The organism is Sphingomonas sp. AX6 (assembly GCF_902506605.1).
Classification (GTDB): Bacteria; Pseudomonadota; Alphaproteobacteria; order Sphingomonadales; family Sphingomonadaceae; genus Sphingomonas.
This window is the reverse complement of sequence record NZ_LR733979.1, coordinates 199,956-218,039: the sequence shown is the minus strand read 5'-3', so window position 1 is coordinate 218,039 and position 18,084 is coordinate 199,956. Positions and strand designations below refer to the sequence as shown.

At 65.1% G+C, this 18,084-nt stretch carries 16 protein-coding genes, 1 tRNA gene and 1 pseudogene; 9 read left to right on the top strand and 9 right to left on the bottom strand.

The features are described from left to right. Window positions 1-5: 5 nt before the first annotated feature. Window positions 6-1,481: a right-handed parallel beta-helix repeat-containing protein gene (locus ENHY17A_RS01035; RefSeq protein WP_159709353.1), complete on the top strand. Its 1,476-nt coding sequence runs from the start codon at window positions 6-8 to the stop codon at window positions 1,479-1,481. Between the two features lie 18 nt (window positions 1,482-1,499). Here the strand turns inward: ENHY17A_RS01035 and ENHY17A_RS01030 are convergent, their stop codons facing one another. Beyond that, window positions 1,500-2,426, bottom strand: coding sequence for an NAD-dependent epimerase/dehydratase family protein (locus ENHY17A_RS01030; RefSeq protein WP_159709352.1), 927 nt, complete (start codon window positions 2,424-2,426; stop codon window positions 1,500-1,502). Further along, window positions 2,423-3,619, bottom strand: a complete 1,197-nt coding sequence (locus ENHY17A_RS01025; protein ID WP_159709351.1) for a glycosyltransferase family 4 protein — start codon at window positions 3,617-3,619, stop codon at window positions 2,423-2,425. The genes ENHY17A_RS01030 and ENHY17A_RS01025 overlap by 4 nt, the downstream gene beginning before the upstream one ends. Before the next feature lie 145 nt (window positions 3,620-3,764). On the opposite strand from ENHY17A_RS01025, the gene ENHY17A_RS01020 reads away from it, so the two are divergent. The 3 genes from ENHY17A_RS01020 to ENHY17A_RS01010 all read left to right on the top strand — a co-directional run bounded on the left by ENHY17A_RS01020 (window position 3,765) and on the right by ENHY17A_RS01010 (window position 7,634). Further along, a complete protein-coding gene (locus ENHY17A_RS01020) occupies window positions 3,765-5,222 on the top strand; it encodes an oligosaccharide flippase family protein (protein ID WP_159709350.1) in 1,458 nt (485 codons plus the stop codon). Between the two features lie 27 nt (window positions 5,223-5,249). Continuing rightward, a complete protein-coding gene (locus ENHY17A_RS01015; RefSeq protein WP_159709349.1) occupies window positions 5,250-6,146 on the top strand; it encodes a hypothetical protein in 897 nt (298 codons plus the stop codon). A gap of 243 nt (window positions 6,147-6,389) precedes the next feature. Continuing rightward, on the top strand, window positions 6,390-7,634 hold the full coding sequence (locus ENHY17A_RS01010; RefSeq protein ID WP_159709348.1) for a serine hydrolase domain-containing protein: 1,245 nt from the start codon (window positions 6,390-6,392) through the stop codon (window positions 7,632-7,634). Window positions 7,635-7,673: 39 nt separating this feature from the next. Here ENHY17A_RS01010 and ENHY17A_RS01005 read toward each other — a convergent pair. Beyond that, a tRNA-Ser gene (locus tag ENHY17A_RS01005) sits at window positions 7,674-7,764 on the bottom strand. 108 nt (window positions 7,765-7,872) lie between these two features. On the opposite strand from ENHY17A_RS01005, the gene ENHY17A_RS01000 reads away from it, so the two are divergent. Then, window positions 7,873-8,799, top strand: a complete 927-nt coding sequence (locus tag ENHY17A_RS01000) for a peptidylprolyl isomerase (protein WP_159713988.1) — start codon at window positions 7,873-7,875, stop codon at window positions 8,797-8,799. Between the two features lie 408 nt (window positions 8,800-9,207). Here the strand turns inward: ENHY17A_RS01000 and ENHY17A_RS00995 are convergent, their stop codons facing one another. The 3 genes from ENHY17A_RS00995 to ENHY17A_RS00985 form a co-directional block, all read right to left on the bottom strand. Continuing rightward, window positions 9,208-10,554 carry an ammonium transporter gene (locus ENHY17A_RS00995; RefSeq protein ID WP_159713986.1) on the bottom strand — a complete coding sequence of 449 codons (1,347 nt, stop codon included), beginning with the start codon at window positions 10,552-10,554 and terminating at the stop codon, window positions 9,208-9,210. Window positions 10,555-10,574: 20 nt separating this feature from the next. Further along, window positions 10,575-10,913: a P-II family nitrogen regulator gene (locus ENHY17A_RS00990; RefSeq protein WP_159709347.1), complete on the bottom strand. Its 339-nt coding sequence runs from the start codon at window positions 10,911-10,913 to the stop codon at window positions 10,575-10,577. 144 nt (window positions 10,914-11,057) lie between these two features. Continuing rightward, a complete protein-coding gene (locus ENHY17A_RS00985) occupies window positions 11,058-11,273 on the bottom strand; it encodes a putative signal transducing protein (protein WP_159709346.1) in 216 nt (71 codons plus the stop codon). A gap of 51 nt (window positions 11,274-11,324) precedes the next feature. Here ENHY17A_RS00985 and ENHY17A_RS00980 point away from each other — a divergent pair, with 51 nt between their 5' ends. Continuing rightward, a complete protein-coding gene (locus ENHY17A_RS00980) occupies window positions 11,325-11,570 on the top strand; it encodes a type II toxin-antitoxin system CcdA family antitoxin (RefSeq protein WP_159709345.1) in 246 nt (81 codons plus the stop codon). After that, entirely contained in the window at window positions 11,570-11,866 is a 297-nt protein-coding gene (locus ENHY17A_RS00975) for a CcdB family protein (protein ID WP_159709344.1), read from the top strand. Before ENHY17A_RS00980 ends, ENHY17A_RS00975 begins: the two co-directional genes overlap by 1 nt. A gap of 4 nt (window positions 11,867-11,870) precedes the next feature. On the opposite strand, the gene tldD is transcribed toward ENHY17A_RS00975, so the two are convergent. Then, complete coding sequence (gene tldD, locus ENHY17A_RS00970; RefSeq protein ID WP_159709343.1) at window positions 11,871-13,298, bottom strand: metalloprotease TldD; 1,428 nt, start codon at window positions 13,296-13,298, stop codon at window positions 11,871-11,873. Window positions 13,299-13,316: 18 nt separating this feature from the next. After that, window positions 13,317-13,550, bottom strand: a complete 234-nt coding sequence (locus tag ENHY17A_RS00965; RefSeq protein ID WP_159709342.1) for a zinc-finger domain-containing protein — start codon at window positions 13,548-13,550, stop codon at window positions 13,317-13,319. Window positions 13,551-13,747: 197 nt separating this feature from the next. Between ENHY17A_RS00965 and ENHY17A_RS00960 the strand changes: the two genes are divergently transcribed. After that, on the top strand, window positions 13,748-14,674 hold the full coding sequence (locus ENHY17A_RS00960) for an ABC transporter ATP-binding protein (protein ID WP_159709341.1): 927 nt from the start codon (window positions 13,748-13,750) through the stop codon (window positions 14,672-14,674). Window positions 14,675-14,839: 165 nt separating this feature from the next. Then, window positions 14,840-15,319 (top strand): annotated as a pseudogene (locus ENHY17A_RS00955) (ABC transporter ATP-binding protein); the annotation flags it as partial. 156 nt (window positions 15,320-15,475) lie between these two features. Here the strand turns inward: ENHY17A_RS00955 and ENHY17A_RS00950 are convergent. Continuing rightward, window positions 15,476-17,791: a DNA translocase FtsK gene (locus ENHY17A_RS00950; protein WP_159709340.1), complete on the bottom strand. Its 2,316-nt coding sequence runs from the start codon at window positions 17,789-17,791 to the stop codon at window positions 15,476-15,478. Window positions 17,792-18,084: the final 293 nt, after the last annotated feature.

Sequence of the window (18,084 nt, the reverse complement as noted above, 5' to 3'; positions counted from 1 at the left end):
TCGGGATGCGCGACGGGCTAACCCGGCGTTGCTTCGTCGCATCGATGTTCGCCACCGCGCCGCTTGCCGCCGCTGCCTGTCGTGCGGCGCCCGGTGGCCAGGAAGAGGATTCCGTGGCGCTACCCGACTTCCGTCGGGCAGGGGATTCCGATGACAGCGCCGCGCTGGCGCGGGCATTTGCGACGGGGCGACCGGTCCATGCGCCCGCGGGACGCGGAAGCGGGCCGGGCGGTCGTTACCTGATCGGAAACACCGCAACGGCGACGCTGCCCAGCGGTGCGACCCTGTTTGGCGATGGGGTCGGGCGAACGGTCATTGCGCGCTCGGGCGCGAGCAACCCCTTCATCCTGCATGGCGATAGCGGCTCGCCCGATCCGGGGCGGAACATCCGCGGCCTTACGTTTCGCGACCTGAGCTTCGTCGACGATGTCGAGCGGTTGGGGTTCAGCGAATTTTCCTATCTGGTCATGCTGAACGGTGTCAGCGACGTCCGGTTCGAGCGAGTCGCGTTTCGCGGGTTTCGCGGCGACGGCCTTCATCTGGGGTCGAGCGTCACCAGCCAGGTCGAGCGGCATAATCGCAATGTCGTGATCGAGAATTGCGTGTTCGACGGGATCAACGCCAACAACCGCAACGCGGTATCGGTGATCGACGTCGATGGTCTTCGAATCGAACGATCGCGTTTCCTGAACGTCACCCGGGCCGGCGACGGCACCGCGGTTCCCGGCGATCCGATGAACCCGGCGACCGGCATTGCCCAGCCGGGGGCGATCGATCTGGAACCCAATGCCGATGCGTTCGCGGTCATCCGCAATATCGTCATCCGCGACAATGATTTCGCAGGGGGCGGGGGAGCGGCGATTTCGCTGCTGCTGCTGCCGAACGATGTCGTGCGCACGCCCCAGCAAGGCATCCTGATCGAGAATAACCGCATCCGGGACCGGGTAGCAGCGTTTCAGGCGTTCGGTTTCGTCGGGGACGGCGCGGTACGCAGCGACCGGCCCTATGCCATCACGTTCCGCAACAACCAGGTCACGGGGTGCGACAAGCCCTTCATCGTCAGCGGCATTCGCGGAATGAGGATGGCGGGCAACCTGTTTCGCGATTGCGCCAGCCATGCAGAGATGGGCTATCGCGGCACCAATGTGGACATCGCGCTGTCGGGCAACCGGTTCGAGCGGGTGGGTGCCGCGCCGCCCGGCATGGCGATGTGGGTACGCGACGCCGATGGCATCGAGATCGCCGACAATCACTTCGTGGATGCGGGGGCTGCCGGTGACCGCAGCGGGGTTGCGATCGCCTTTGTCTCGGGCGTGGTCAAAGGCCTGACGATGCGCGGCAACCGGTTTCGCAGCGGCGACGGGCGCATGTCGCAATCGGTGATGCTGTTCAAGGATGCGCGGGTCGAGGCGCGGTCGCTTCGCCTGGAACGCAACGAAGCGGTCGGCAATCCGCTGGCGCAGATTCTGAGCACGCGATAATCCGGGATCGTCGGCGAGCTAGAGCGTCGCCAGCCAGTCGCGTGTGCGTTGCAACCCTTCGACCCAGGGACAAGCGGGCCGCCAGTCGAGCAGATCGGCGGCACGCCGGATGTCGAGCACATTGGCAGGCGTGTCGGCGGCGCGACTGACCTGATAGTTGATCCCGACGGGGTGACCCAGCACCTGCTCGACGTCGGCGATCACGTCGCTCAGGCTGCGGCCGAAGCCCGATCCGATGTTGATCGGGCCGAGCACGCCAGGGCGATCCGCAGCCGCGAGCATCGCGGTCACGACATCGCCCACAAACAGGAAATCGCGGATCGCGCTGCCGTCCCCCCATAGGTCTATGGTCTGTCGGTTCATCGCGCGGTGCATCAGCTTGGCAATGAATCCCTGGCCGCGATGGGGCGACTGATAGGGTCCGAATGGATTGGCGATGCGCAGGATCGCGGTGTCGAGCCCGTAAAGCCGTTGGAACAGCGCGCAATATTTCTCGATCGTCAGCTTGCCGATGCCGTAGGCGGAGATCGGATCGCACGGCGCGTCTTCGGCGATGGGGAGCGCCAGTCCCGGACGATAGACGGTGCCGCCGGACGACAGGAACACCAGCTTTCCGACATCTGCGTCGCGACAGGCCTCGAGCACTGCAAGGCTGGCGGGGACGTTGACCCGCGCGTCGAGCACCGGGTCGAGATTGGATTGTCCAGGGTCGGCGGCACCCAGAAGGTGGAATACGCGGTCGGCGCCCCGGACTGCGGCGGCAATGGCGGCGCTGTCGTCGAACTCCCCGTCGACCCATTGGCCCGCATCGACTGCGAAGCGGGGGGGGCGGCCAAAGCCGATCACCTGCGCACCGGCATTCGACAACGCAAGGCGCAGGTTGGTGCCGATAAAGCCGCCGCCGCCCAGTACCACGCAGCGAATGTTCGCCAACGACGCGGTCATGACGGGCGTTCCAACAGCGCCGCCGCGGTTCGCAACCGGTCGCGAAAGGCGGTGCGGGAGAAATGGGCGTCGAACGCGCGTCGTGCCGCCGATCCGATCGTGGGTGCCTCCGCCATCCGGGAAAGCGCGTCTTTCAACAACGTCGCGAGGCCTGCGGCGTCGCCACCGGGTGCGACCAGAACATCGACCCCGGGCTCCAGCCAGGCAGCGGTGCCGACATCAGGTGACAGCAGCAACATGCGGCCCAGTCCCAGCGCGTCGATCGAGACGATCGGCAAGGTATCGTCGCGCGAGCTGACCAGCACCGCGTCGGTCGCGGCGATCGCGGCCTTGTACGCACCGTGATCCAGCTCGCCGGCATAATCGACGCCAAGCGCGCGGGCGCGTTCAAGCACGTCCTCGGCAAAGGGGCGGTCGAGAATGCGGCCGTACAGCGTGAGGGCGATCGATCGCCGTTCGTCGGACGACAGCAATGCCATTGCTTCGACCGCCAAGTCCTGGCCCTTGCGGGGCTCGATCGATCCGAAGATGCCGGTCCGCAAGGGGCGGTCTGGAATCTTGGTCGGCGGATCGCCTAGCGGGGCGACACCGTACGGGACGATGGTGACGTCGGGGCGCAGCGGGGCGATCTTCTCTGCGCACAAGGCGCTGCCCGCCCACAGGACCGACACGCCCAGTACCGCGGCGTGAACCTGGGGGTCGGCCAGGCGATCCTCCAGCAGCGAGACTTCGTGCAGATACCATAGGACCGGCGTGCGTTCGGCCACCGTGCGGGCGACGTCTGCGGTATCGATGGTGTTGCAGATGGCCCACCGCGCGTGACTGGCGAGCGCCGATATCCATGCGGGCGATGTCCGCACCATCGGATCGATGAAGACCCTGACGCCGAGGTCGCGCAGCTTCGCGGCGAACGGTCCATCGACGGGGGACGCGACCACCGGGACGACGCCGTCGTCGATCAGCAGCGATGCCATTTCGAACACCAGCAGCGGTGCGCCGCTGCGGCTGAGGTCGTTCGTGACGAGCAGGACATGGGGTCGTTCGTCCTGCAAGACCGCGGCCAGATCGCGCCTGCGCGCCACCGCATGGTTCAACCGCGCCCAACGCTGTCGAAGGATGCGCCCGCCCCGGTCCAGCCAGCGCTTCATGCCGCCGCCATGCGGTCGCGAACCATTCGACGGGTGGTCGTTCATTACGCTTGGCCTTGGCGAAGCCCGGCCGGTTTGGCAAGCGCAGGCCTCCGCGGCTTGCAGCCGGGCATGGGGACGGCTATCCGCGCGACACGGTCCCGTCGCCGTGCGAATTTCGGGTTTCTCCAGATATGCGTAGCACGCTCTGATGTCGCTTCGATCGGCATTCGCCTGGTCGCTGACCGGTCAGATGATGTCGTTTGCCGCGACCTTCGGTGCGACGGTGCTGTTGACCCGGATGCTGACGGCCCGCGAAATCGGGATCTACGCCGCGGGCTTAGCAATCGTGGGTGTCCTGCAAGCGATCTCCGCCTTTGGCGTCGGCAATTATGTCATCCGCGAAGAAAAGCTGACGCCGGGCACGCTGTCGACGGCATTCACGCTGAACGGCGTATTGTGCGTCGCATTGGCGGGAATCGTGTTCGCGGCCGGATATTCCGACTGGATCACGGCTGGCGAGCCCCAGGTGCGATCGGTGCTGCACCTGTTGTCGGTGGTTCCGCTGCTGAACGCATTCGAATTGCGTCCCGCCACGATGCTTCAGCGGGAAATGAATTTTCGGGTGATTTCGCTGGTCACGACCGCGCGTGCAGTGATGGGGGCGTTGGTCAGTATCGTTGCGGCCTGGTACGGTGCGGGGGCACTCAGCGCGGCCTATGGGGGGCTGACCCAGGCGGTGGTCGGGGCGCTGGGCTTTTCGATTTTCGGACGACGCCATATCGGGGTATCGGTGTCGATCCTCGGATGGCGCAAGATGATCGGGTTCGGGTTCCAGACGCTGGCGATCAGCGGGGTTTCGACCGCATCGGCCCGCGCAGCGGACTTTATCCTGGGGCGCATCCTGGGATTCGCGCCGCTCGGAATCTATTCGCGGGCCAGCGCGCTGACGAACACGCTCTACCAGAATTTGTATGGCAGCTTGGCGCGGGTGTTGTTCCCGCGGCTTGCCGAGGACCACCGGTCGGGGATCGGCACGTCGACCAGCTATCTCAAGGGGCTGGATATAGTCCTGGCGCTGCTGTGGCCGCTGCTGGCCGGGCTGGCGATCCTGGCCGGGCCGGTGATCCTCATCCTGTTCGGCGAGCGGTGGCTCGCGGCGGCGCCGCCGCTGACGGTGCTGCTGTTGTCGCAGGCGATCTGCCTGTGCTTTGCGATGAACCACGAGCTGTTCATCCTGCGCGATCGGCTGGCGCAACAGACCTGGCTTGAGATGATCCGGTCGGTCGTCGGGCTGGCGGCGTTCGCGATCGGCTGTACGTTCGGCTTGCTGGGAGCGGCGCTCGCCCGGCTGTTGGACGCGCTGCTCGGGGTCGCGCTCTTCGTGCCCTTGCTCCCTCGACTCTCGGGTGCGGCGCGCCGCGAATTGTTCGTGGTCTATCTGCGCGGGGCGGTGCTTGCCGCCGCGGCAACCGCGCCCGCGCTGGCCGTGATGATCCAAAACGACTGGAGCCCGGCGACGTCGCTCTCGACAATCGCGATGGCGATCGCGGGGGGAATCGCGTTGTGGGTGGTGTCGCTCCGCATCATGGGACATCCGCTGTTCGTCGAGATGGTGCGCCTGACAACGCAATTGCGCAACCGCATTTCAACGGCACCATCGACTTAGAAAACGCGCTGCATTACGAACGCGGCCATGGGTATCGAACTACAGACGGTCAAACTGCTCCTCGCGGCCAAGGCGGCGGGCGTGGATTTCGGCGATACGCTGACCATCGGGCGTCAGGATCTGTTGATTTCGCCATCGGACATGGGGGCCGCGCTCGCATCGTTCGGCGACCCCGTCTCGGCGGAGGAGGCCGAGGCGCTGTCGGGGCAGGAGAACCGGTTCAGCGATGCGTTGTTCCGTCGGTTGGGTGCGCGACAGGTCGATTCGCTCGATATCTCCGATTTCGAAGGCGCCACACTGGTCCACGACCTCAACCAGCCCCTGCCTGCCGAGATGGGAACGCGGTTTTCGACCGTGTTCGACGGCGGGACGCTGGAACATGTGTTCAATTGCTCGTCGGCGCTTGCCAATTACATGGCGCTGCCCCGCGTCGGGGGGCATTTGATCATCGCGGTGCCGTCGAACAACGAAATGGGCCACGGTTTCTATCAGTTCAGCCCGGAATTATTCTTCCGCACCTTGTCGAGCGAGAATGGCTACCGCATCCGCGACGTGTTTCTGGTGCCCATGTTCCTCGACGCCGATTGGCTGCGCGCACGCGATCCCGCCACAGCGGGGCGCAGAGTGGGGTATAACGCGCCACGACGATCAACGTATCTGTTCGTGATCGCCCAGCGGGTGTCGGACGTGCCGATCTTTGCGAACACCCCCCAGCAAAGCGACTATAGCGCCGAATGGGCCAAAAAGGGTGCCACCCCGGATATCCAGGGACATAGGATCGGCGGGGGATGGAAAACACAGTTGCTCGGTCGCTTGCCCCAAGGTCTGCGCATGAAGCTGCTCGATATCCGCGCCGCGCAAGTCAGTGCCGATCCGGCGGTGCTGACGCCGTTCGTGCCCGGTCAGGACCGGTTGGCGGACTAGCGGTTGCAAGCGGCGGTCATCGGCGACGATTTCCCACCGCTTCGCCCGACCGTTTCCGAAAGTGCCGGATCAATTGGCAGCTCACCCGACCAGATGCCGGGTCGAAGGGCGTCAGGCCAGCGCTTTCCACCGCCCTTCCCCCGGTCTAAGCAACGACGTGCCAAGCATTTGCGGCGGGTGGTCGCGCTGTCGATCAGCACCCGCCGTCAATCTATTCGGGTATGGGATTCAGGCGGGGTGACGATGGCGCGGCGAACGATGATGCTGATGGCGGGCTTGGTCGCATTGGCACTATCGGTCGGCGCGGCGCTGTCTGGAGGCGATGGTCCGGATCAGGCCGCATCGCGCTCCGCATCCGATCGAGCCATGATGCGCCATCCGGCCGATCCGGTCGAGGACGGACGCCCGTCGCTTGTCGATTACCGACGGCTTGATGATCGCATCGTCGCGTTGATGCGCGACCCCGACATGGTGGGACTGGCGGTCGGGACCATCGAGATGGGGCAGGTGCGCTTCGCCAAGGGATATGGGGAGACGCTGGCCGGGTCGGGATCAGCGGTGACCCCGGACACCGTGTTTCGTTGGGCATCGCTTTCGAAGGGCGTGGCGGCCGCGCTGGTGGTCGGCCTGGCAGAGGAAAAGCGCTTGTCCCTCGACGCCCCGGTGGCGGCGTCGGGCACGACGCTGACACTCCCGGGTGGCGTGACCAGTATCAGCGTGGCCGACATCCTCTCGCATCGGACAGGCCTGGTCCGAAATGCTTGGGACGATCGGCTGGAGGCCGGTGAGGATCCCAAGGCGCTTCGAGCCGCGCTTGGTTCACTGCCGCCTTATTGTCCGCCGGGGACGTGCCATGCCTATCAGAATATCGCATTCGATGCCGCCGCCGAGATCGTCGAGCGCGCGTCTGGACGGGACTATGCCCGGTTCGCCGCCGATCGGCTGTTCGCGCCGCTCGGCATGACGCGCACCAGCATCGGCCGCGCCGGACTGGAACGCGCACCCAGTTGGGCAAGGCCGCATCGCCGGGGGCGGGTGCCGACGATCGTGAACGACAATTACTACCGCGTCCCGGCGGCGGGTGGCGTCAACGCATCCATCCGCGATCTGCTGCTGTGGATGCGCGCGCAGTTGGCCGGTGCGCCGGAAATCCTGTCACCCGCCGCAATCGAAAGGATGCAGCGTCCCATCGTGGCGACGCCCCCGCGTGGGCGGCGCGGAGCGATGGACCGCGCGCTGACCGATGCGGGTTACGGGCTGGGATGGCGAACCTTTACCTATGCCGGCCGTAAACTGGTGGGACATCGCGGATCGGTCGATGGTTACGGGGCGCTGATCCTGTTCGATCCGCTTCACCAGAGCGGCATCGTCATGCTGTGGAACAGCAACCAGCCCAAGCCGGCGCGACTTCAGCTCGAATTCATGGACATGCTCTATGGGCTGCCGCCGACGGATTGGCTCGAACTCGACCAGGATCAGCAGAAATAGCCGGTGGTGCCGTACAGGACTTCAGGTCGGCTAAGGCCTTGGCGGAGCGGGTGGGATTCGAACCCACGATACGCTTTTGACGTATACTCACTTTCCAGGCGAGCGCCTTCGACCACTCGGCCACCGCTCCGCAGGGTTTGAATGCCTGGACAGGCGGTTCCCCTAGGCGAGCGAGCGGGGGTTCGCAAGCGCAAGGGTGATTGCGTGGGGGCGGGCGGTCGTGCCAACACTGGTGGCCATGTTGACCAGCCTGTTTGCGCTTCTTGTGCTCGTTCAAACCCAGCCTGCGCCGTCGCCCGCGCCACAGGCGGTTCCGCAACCCTCGCCTGTGCCCGTCGCAGCGCCTTTACCGGCGTCTGCGACAGCTTTCAATCCATGGGATGCGGCGGCGGAGGATTGGCGTGGGATTCCCGCCGACGAGTTGCTGGTGATGACTCTGTCGGGCGACCGGCGGATCGTCATCCGGCTGGCGCCGCGATACGCACCGGTGCATGTCGACAACATCCGCAAACTGGCCGTGGCGCAGTGGTGGGATGGCGAAAGCGTGTACCGGGTGCAGGACAATTATGTCGTGCAATGGGGGGATCCGACCGAGAAGAAACCGCAGCCGGGGGTCGTTGCCAATCCGCCGCCCGAATATGACTGGGCGGGCTGGGACGGGGTGACGATGCTGTCGCGGCGCGACCCCTATGCCGCACGATCGGGATACAGCGCCGACGGTTGGCCGCTGGTGGGCGATGGCGATCGGTCGTGGATGCCGCATTGTTACGGCATGGTCGGTGTGGCGCGCGATCTGGCACCGAGCACGGGCACGGGAAGCGACCTTTATACCGTGATCGGGCATGGACCGCGGCATCTGGACCGCAACATCGCGCTGGCCGGGCGGATCGTCGAAGGGATCGAGCATCTGACGGTCTTGCCGCGGGGGATGGAAGCGCTGGGGATTTACGACGATCCCAAGCAATATGTGCGGATCGATACGGTGCGGCTGGCGAGCGAGTTGCCGGTCGGAGAACGGCCGCGGTTCGAGTATCGCGCAACCGACAACCCGCGCTTTGCGGCCTGGGTGAAGATGCGCGAGAATCGCGAGCCGCCATTCTTTACCGTTCAGCTGGGCGGGGCGGATATTTGTAACGCGATGCCCGCGGTGCGGCGGACGCCGTAGGGCGGTTCTGGATTAGACGCGGTGTTCGTCGGTATGCATTGATTCACGCGGAGGCGCGAAGAGAAGAAGGAGTTCGCGCAGAGGCGCAGAGAGTCCGCGTTAGCCGCCGCCTGTAACGCTATTCGCAAATCGCCGGTTGGGGCCGCTTCGCGGTGTTTAAGGCCCACCCCCTCCGCGCCCTCTGGGCCTCCGCACGAATCAATTTCCAATTTAGCCGCACGCTGGGCATTCCACCGTCATCGTCGGGCAAGCGGCTTGGTGGACCCCGGCACGTCGGCCGGGGCGACGGGGACGAGTGGTTGTGCGCCGCGCTCAAAAAAATGGGCCGGTGATCGCTCACCGGCCCAGTCGTCCGCAGGAGGAACCCGTGGGTGGGGAGGGTGGATGCGGTCCCCCTCCCCAAGCTCGTCAATAATTATAGGCGCGTTCGCCATGCTCGCCGAGGTCGAGGCCTTCGCGCTCCACCTCTTCGCTGACGCGTCCGCCGGTGAGGGCCTTGGCTGCACCGAACGCGATCGCCGAGCCGACGCCTGCCCATGCAATCGCGACCAGGACCGAGATGACCTGGGTATAGAGCTGGCCGCCCAGCGCATAATCGGCGTCACCGGGGCCGCCCAGCGCGGGCAGCATGGTGAAGGCGGTGCCGATCGAACCGATGATGCCGCCAATGCCGTGGATGCCGAACACGTCGAGCGAATCGTCGAGTTCGAGCTTGGGCTTGATCGACACCACGAACCACGCGCAGACGATCGCCGCGATCGCGCCGAGCAGGATCGCGCCGAACGGGCCCGAATTGCCCGCGGCCGGGGTGACCGCGACCAGACCCGCGATCGCTCCCGAACACGCGCCCAGCAGCGATCCCTTGTGGCCCAACACGCGCTCGGTCAGCATCCAGAACAGCACGCCCGCCGCGGTCGCGACAAAGGTGTTGATGAGGGCGAGGCCCGCCGAACCATTGGCTTCAAGGGCCGACCCTGCGTTGAAGCCGAACCAGCCGACCCATAGCAGCCCGGTGCCGATCAGCGTCATGGTCAGCGAATGCGGCGCCATCACGTCTTTCTTGTAGCCCAGGCGCTTGCCCAGGATCAGACAGCCGACCAGCGCCGAGACGCCGGCGTTGATGTGAACCACCGTGCCGCCTGCGAAATCGAGCGCGCCCCAGCCGAAGATCAGGCCCGTCGCTTCGTCGGTGCCACCTAGATACCAGACCATGTGCGCGACCGGATAATAGACGATGGTCAGCCAGATCAGCGCGAACACCATCAACGCGGAGAATTTCATCCGCTCGACCAGCCCGCCGACGACCAGCGCGACCGTGATCGCGGAAAAAGTCATCTGGAACGCGATGAACACGAATTCGGGGATGACCACGCCGTCGGTAAAGGTCGCGACCGTCGAATCCGCGGTGACGCCCGCCAGGAAGAATTTGCCGGTCGAGATGAACCGGTTGAAATCGCCGCCAAAGGCGAGGCCATAGCCATAGACGACCCACAGGATCATCGCGAGCGCGGCGACCGCAAGCACCTGGGTCAGGACCGACAGCATGTTCTTGGTACGGACGAGGCCGCCGTAAAACAGCGCGAGGCCGGGGACGATCATCGCCATCACCAGCACCGTCGCGGTCATCATCCAGGCGGTGTCGCCCTTGTCGGGCGTCGGCGCCGCGGCTTCCGCGACGTCCTGTGCCCAGGCGGGCATGGCGGCGAACAGCGACGCGGCGAGCGTCGCGCCGGCCATGCCGGCTTTGGTAAGCATGTTGTTCATGTGGACCCCCATCACAGCGCGGTCTGATCGGTTTCGCCGGTGCGGATGCGCACCGCTTGTCCGACATCGAGAACGAAGATCTTGCCGTCGCCGATCGCGCCGGTGTTGGCCGACGCCTGGATCGCCTCCACGACGCGGTCGCACAGGTCGGTGGCGCAGACGATCTCGAGTTTGATCTTGGGCACCATGTTGGTGCTGTATTCGGCCCCGCGATAGATTTCGGTCTGACCTTTTTGCCGCCCGAACCCCTTTACTTCGCTGACCGTCATGCCCGCGACGCCGACTTCCGTCAGTGCCTCGCGCACGTCATCGAGCTTGAATGGCTTGATGATGGCGATGACCAGTTTCATGCCGCCCCCTTGTTTTGGTTTTTCCCAAGGGCAATGCAGCAAAGGTTGTGCCAGAGTCGAACCGACGCGTTTTCAACGCCTTTGGCGAAAGCAAATGTCGCGGGCAGTCAGAAATTTGTGCAGATGCGAAATGGTGCCCGAAATTTAGGCAGTCTGGTCGTCGGGTCGGGAGAGCAGTTCTCGCGCAGCGTCCTCGTCTTCGTCATCGACCATGACCCGCACGGGGATCAGCAATGCGGAGCCGTCGGCGATGCTGGCGCCGGTGTCGAAACAGACAGCCGGGATGCCCGATGCCTCCAGCCGACCGGCGACAATATGCGCTTCGAACATGTCGAAGCGACCGATTTCGACCAGTGCCATGCGCATCTTCCTTCGATTGACGCGCATGGGGGATGCGCATATTCTTTGCGCATGAAGCATGATCCCATCGCATCGGGCAAGCGCAAACCCGTCAACCTGTCGATCGACACTGGTGTGGTTGCCGCGGCACGGCAGGCGGGGATCAACCTGTCGCAGGTGAGCGAGGCGGCCATCCGAGACGCCGCGAAGAAGGAACGCGACCGGTTGTGGAAGGAGGAGAATCGCGAATGGGCCGAATCGGTCAATCGCTGGGTGGAGCAGAACGGCCTGCCGCTTGAGCGCTATCGTTTGTTCTGATGGCGCAGTTCGATGTCTATCGCGGCGCGCGAGGCGAATTACTCGTCGATTGCCAATCCGACGCATTGGGAAATCTTGGCACGCGGATTGTCGCCCCGCTCATTCCAATCACTGACGCACCCGAGCGAAAAGCGCGGTTAAATCCGGTCTTCGATGTTGATGGCGAGCGCTATGCGATGGTGACCCAGTTCGCGACGGCGGTTCGCACAGGTGAATTGCGACAGCACGTCACTCATCTGGGCAATTACCGGTTCGATATCATCGGCGCGTTCGACATGCTGCTGACCGGGGTCTGAAGCTTCAGGCCGCCGTTCCCCCCACGGTCAGTCCGCCAATCAACAAGGTCGGCTGGCCCACGCCTGCAGGCACGCTCTGTCCGCCCTTGCCACACATGCCGATTCCGGGGTCGAGCGCGAAGTCGTTGCCGATGCCCTGGACATGGGTCAGCGACGTCGGGCCGTCGCCGATCAGCGTCGCGCCCTTGATCGGCGCGCCCAGCTTGCCGTCTTCGATCCGGTACGCCTCCGTGCAACTGAACACGAACTTGCCCGACACGATATCGACCTGCCCTCCCCCGAAGGATTTGGCGAAGATGCCTTTCTTGACGCGGCTCAGCAGTTCGGCGGGATCGTCGTTTCCGCCGCGCATGAAGGTGTTGGTCATGCGTGGCATCGGCGCGTGGGCGAAGCTTTCGCGGCGGCCGTTGCCGGTGGGCTCGACCCCCATCAGCCGGGCGTTGAGGCGGTCGTGGATATAGCCCTTGAGGACGCCGTCCTCGATCAGGATATTTTCCTGGGTCGGCGTGCCTTCGTCGTCGATGGAAAGCGAACCCCGGCGGCCATGGATCGACCCGTCGTCGACGACGGTCACGCCGGGCGCGGCGACGCGCTGGCCGATCTTGCCCGAAAAGGCAGACGTACCCTTGCGATTGAAATCGCCCTCCAGCCCGTGGCCGATCGCTTCGTGGAGGAGGATGCCCGGCCAGCCGGGGCCGAGCAGTACGGGCATGTCCCCCGCGGGCGCATCGACGGCTTCCAGATTGACCAACGCCTGGGCGAGCGCTTCGTCGATCGCGCGGTTCCAGGCGTCGGGGGTGACGATGGGGGCGTAAAGATCGCGCCCGCCAATGCCGACGCTTCCCGTTTCGCGGCGACCGTTCGATTCGACGACAATCGACACGTTTAAACGGGTGAGCGGACGGATATCCGTGGCGACGAAGCCGTCGGCGCGGACGATTTCGACCACGCTCCATGACCCCAGCAGCGAGACCGAGACCTGTGCCACGCGCGGATCGCGGGCGCGAGCGGCGGCGTCGATCGCTTCGCACAGCGCGACCTTGTCGGCGAAGGGCATCAGCTCGATCGGGTCGGCTGCGGTGTAGAGGTGACGGTTGTTGCCACGCGGCGGGGCGGCGCGGGCGCGGTCGCTGGGGTCGATCAGCGTCATCGTCTGCGCGGCACGGCGGATCGCGTCGGCGCTGAGCTCGCTGGCATGGGCGAAGGCTGTCATCTCGCCCGATACGCCGCGCAGGCCAAAGCCGGAGTCGGTCGAATAGGAGGCCGTCTTCAGGACGCCGTCATCGAAGCCGAACGCTTCGGTCTTGCGATATTGGAGATAGAGTTCGCCGTCATCGGCACGCGACAGCGCCTCTGCGGTCAGTTTCAGCGCGGCGTCGGGGTCGAGCGTGCTGCCATAGAGAAAGGCGCGGGGGTCGGCGGGAATGGTCATCCCGCCGATATAGGAGCGTTAGAGGCTCGCGCCAGACGCGATGTCGGGGAGGTGGCCCTGATCCGCGCCGTCTGCAGGCCCGCCGATCAGCACGAAACGCCGGTCGCAATAGCCGCAATCGACATAGCCATGCTCGTCGATTTCGAGGAACACGCGCGGATGGCCGAGCGCCGCGCCGCCGGGAATGTCGCTGGCCCCGTCGCAGGAGACGCGGCGGCTGGTAACGCGAGTGGTTTCGGGCGGTGCGATCATGACTGCGCCGATAGCAAAGGGGTGGGTCCGCGACAATATCCCGATGAGCTTCACCCCTCCGTTGGTTTCGAGCGAAGTCGAGAAACGCGATCGCACACCTGGTTCACATTTCTCGACTTCGCTCGAAACGAACGGGGAGGGGGAGTGTTTGCCCAGAGCCCGTTGTCGCGCACGCCGTAGCGGACTATCGCGTGCGCATGACTCAGGCAGCAATCGAGATCGACGGTCTGTCCAAGACCTATGCGGGCGGCAAGCAGGCGCTCAGCGATGTGACGTTCGACGTCGCCCGCGGCAGCATCTTCGGCCTGCTGGGGCCGAACGGCGCGGGTAAATCGACGCTTATCAATATCCTGGCCGGGCTGGTGAACAAGTCCGCAGGCCGCGCGAGCATCTGGGGGTTCGACATCGACGCACACCCGCGCAATGCCAAGGCGTCGATCGGAATCGTCAATCAGGAAATCCTGTTCGACCCATTCTTCACCCCCGCTGAAACGCTGGAAATCCAGGCGGGCTTGTACGGCGTTCCCAAGGCGAAGCGGCGGACGATGGAATTGCTCGGCGCGATGCATCTGGCCGATAAGGCCAATGCCTATTCGCGCACATTGTCGGGCGGCATGAAACGGCGGCTGATGGTGGCCAAGGCGATGGTTCATTCGCCGCCCGTGCTGGTGCTCGACGAGCCGACCGCGGGCGTCGACATCGAGCTGCGCCAGCAGCTTTGGGCCTATGTTCGCAGCCTGAACGATCAGGGCGTGACGGTGGTGCTGACCACCCATTATCTGGAAGAAGCCGAGCGATTGTGCGACCGCGTGGCGATCATCAATCACGGTCGCCTGATCGCCAACGAACCGACCCAGACGCTGATCGGCATGGCGCAGGAAAAGCTGGTCGAGGTTACGGTGGACCGTGATGTCGCGACGGTGCCTGACAATCGCTGCTTCCAGAAGATCGCGCTGAAGGGCGAGCGCACACTCGCGATCACCTATCAAAAGGATCAGGTGAACGCTGGCGAAGTGCTGGCCGCGGTGCAGGCAGCGGGGTTCGGTATCGTCGATGTGTCCACGCGCGAGGCCGATCTGGAGGATGTGTTCCTCAACCTGACGCGGGCACCGGTCGCGGCTTAGTTCATTTCGTCACCCCGGCCGAAGTGCCGGGGTCCACCAAGCCGCTTGCCCGCCTTCAAAACTTGAGCACTTCGGTTGCTGCCTAGTGGGCCCCGGCACTTCGGCCGGGGTGACGCGTGGTTGCGGCGCGGCCTCGGCCTGAGTGCTGCGAGCCGATCACCCAGGCCGCCCGTCCTCATCCATCAGCACTTCGCGACGGCCGACATGGTCGGGTGCCGAATCGAGCTGCGCCAGCAGCTTTGGGCCTATGTTCGCAGCCTGAACGATCAGGGCGTGACGGTGGTGCTGACCACCCATTATCTGGAAGAAGCCGAGCGATTGTGCGACCGCGTGGCGATCATCAATCACGGTCGCCTGATCGCCAACGAACCGACCCAGACGCTGATCGGCATGGCGCAGGAAAAGCTGGTCGAGGTTACGGTGGACCGTGATGTCGCGACGGTGCCTGACAATCGCTGCTTCCAGAAGATCGCGCTGAAGGGCGAGCGCACACTCGCGATCACCTATCAAAAGGATCAGGTGAACGCTGGCGAAGTGCTGGCCGCGGTGCAGGCAGCGGGGTTCGGTATCGTCGATGTGTCCACGCGCGAGGCCGATCTGGAGGATGTGTTCCTCAACCTGACGCGGGCACCGGTCGCGGCTTAGTTCATTTCGTCACCCCGGCCGAAGTGCCGGGGTCCACCAAGCCGCTTGCCCGCCTTCAAAACTTGAGCACTTCGGTTGCTGCCTAGTGGGCCCCGGCACTTCGGCCGGGGTGACGCGTGGTTGCGGCGCGGCCTCGGCCTGAGTGCTGCGAGCCGATCACCCAGGCCGCCCGTCCTCATCCATCAGCACTTCGCGACGGCCGACATGGTCGGGTGCCGACACCAGGCCTTCGCGTTCCATGCGTTCGATCAGGCGGGCGGCGGAGTTGTAGCCGATGCGCATCTGACGCTGGAGCCATGACGTCGATGCTTTCTGGCTGGACGCGACATATTGGATCGCCTGTCGGAATTGCTGGTCCTCGGGGCTGTCCTCACCCGAAGGGGCGCCGTCGAGCGAAAAGCCTGCACCCTCTTCGGGTTCGGTGGTGACCGCGTCGACATAATCGGGCTGACCTTGCGCGCGCCAATGGTCGGCGACGGCCTGCACTTCCTCGTCGCTGACGAACGGGCCGTGGACGCGGCTGATCATCTTGCCCTGGGGCATGTAGAGCATATCGCCCTTGCCCAGGAGCTGCTCGGCACCCTGTTCGCCCAGGATCGTTCGGCTGTCGATTTTCGAGGTGACGTGGAAGCTGATCCGCGTGGGCAGATTTGCCTTGATCACGCCGGTGATGACATCGACCGAAGGGCGCTGCGTCGCCATGATCAAGTGGATGCCCGCCGCACGCGCCTTTTGCGCCAGCCGCTGGATCAGGAATTCGACTTCCTTGCCCGCGGTCATCATCAGGTCGGCGAGTTCGTCGACCACCACCACGATCTGGGGCAGGGGCTCGAGGTCGAGCGTTTCTTCCTCGTGGATCGGACGGCCATTGTCGTCGTAACCGACCTGAACCTTGCGGCCGAGCTTCTGGCCCTTGGCCTTGGCCGCCTTCACCTTTTCGTTGAAGCCGCCCAATGACCGGACGTTGACCGACGCCATCATGCGGTAGCGGTCCTCCATCTGCTCGACCGCCCATTTGAGTGCGCGGACGGCCTTGGGTGGATCGGTGACGACATCGGCGAGCAGATGCGGAATGCCACGATAGATGGACAATTCCAGCATCTTGGGATCGATCATGATCATCCGGCACTGGTCGGGAGTCAGCCGGTAGAGCAGCGAGACGATCATCGAATTGAGCCCGACCGACTTGCCCGAGCCGGTCGTGCCCGCGACGAGCAGATGCGGCATGGGGGCAAGGTCGGCGATGACGGGATCGCCCGCGATGTTCTTGCCGAGCACGATGGGAAGCTGGGCGTTCTGGTCGGCGAAGCTCTGGCTGCCGATCAGTTCGTGCAGGGAGACGGGTTCGCGCCGCGCATTGGGCAATTCGATGCCGATGACGTTGCGGCCCTGAATGGTCGCGACGCGCGCCGAAATCGCCGACATGTTGCGGGCGATGTCATCGGACAGCGCGATGACGCGGCTGGCCTTGATCCCCGGCGCGGGCTCGAGTTCGTACATCGTGACGACGGGGCCGGGGCGGACCTCGACGATCGATCCCTTGACGTTGAAATCGTCGAGGACGGATTCGAGCAGCCGGGCGTTGCGTTCCAGCGCGGCCTTGTCGACGGGATTGGCCGAATTGGCGGGTGCGGGGGTGAGGAGGTCGAGCGACGGCAGCTTGAAATTGTCGCGCAAGTCGAACGAGGTCTGGGTCGCCGCCTTGGGCTTGGCGGTGGCGGGTGCCAGTGCGCGATCGGCGATGACGGGCGCGGGCTTGTTCGACGGTTCGGCGATCTTGCGCGGGGCAGGGGCAGCGCGCGGCGCGTCGGCAAAATCGTCCTCGACCTCGAAGGGCGGCACGTCGGCGGCGGGCGCGCGTTCGATCTTCGGGAGCTTGGGAAGTGCGATGCGCGCCTCGCGCCAGTCGATCGCCATGCCGCGTGCCCAGACGATGATGCCGGTCAGTCCGAGCAGCAGCGCGAGCCCCCGCGCGGTCCAAACCTCGGCGACTTCGTTGCCGATCAGACCGATGGCGAGTTGAAGCGCGCCGGAAATGGCGAGCCCGGCCATGCCGCCCCAGCCCGCAGGCAGTTTGAGCACCGCGCCGGGTGCGACGAAGGCCAGCGCTGCGCCCATCAGCACCACGCCGATCAGCACCTGGCGCAGCATGCGCGCCCAGGAACCGACCGGGATGTCCCGCCATAGCCGCAGCGCGATTTTGAGCCCCAGCGGCAGGATGAAGATTGCCGCGACGCCGAACAGAGCGAACATCAGGTCGGACAGATACGCGCCCGGCGCGCCCAGCCAGTTCTGGGTCGGGCCGGCGGCCGCGGTGTTGAACGACGGATCGCCGCTGCGATAGCTGAGCATCGCGATGGCCGTGGCGATGGTGACGAAGAACAGCGCGATCGCGCCCGCCAACGCGGTCGATCGGATCGCGCCTGCCTTCATCGTATCGCGCCACAGACTGGGACTTGCCCGGCTGGCCATCGTCCGCCCCCTTATTGCTTCGTTTCACGGGTTGCCGAAATTCGAGCGCCCCGGGCTCGAAACATAAGGGGAATCTTGGCTTGGCGAGGCGCTGGCGTCAAGGTTGGTTGCGGTGGGTGGAGGGTTCCGGTGCTCCATGAGCGCTCCGTCACCCCGGCCGGAGTGCCGGGGTCCACCGTGCGGCGATCACCATCGCAAGAGGGTCTAGCGTCGCGCAAGCGGCGTAGTGGACCCCGGAACAAGTCCGGGGTGACGAGGAGTTGATTGTGCATCGTGCGAGCGCCCTCTAAGTC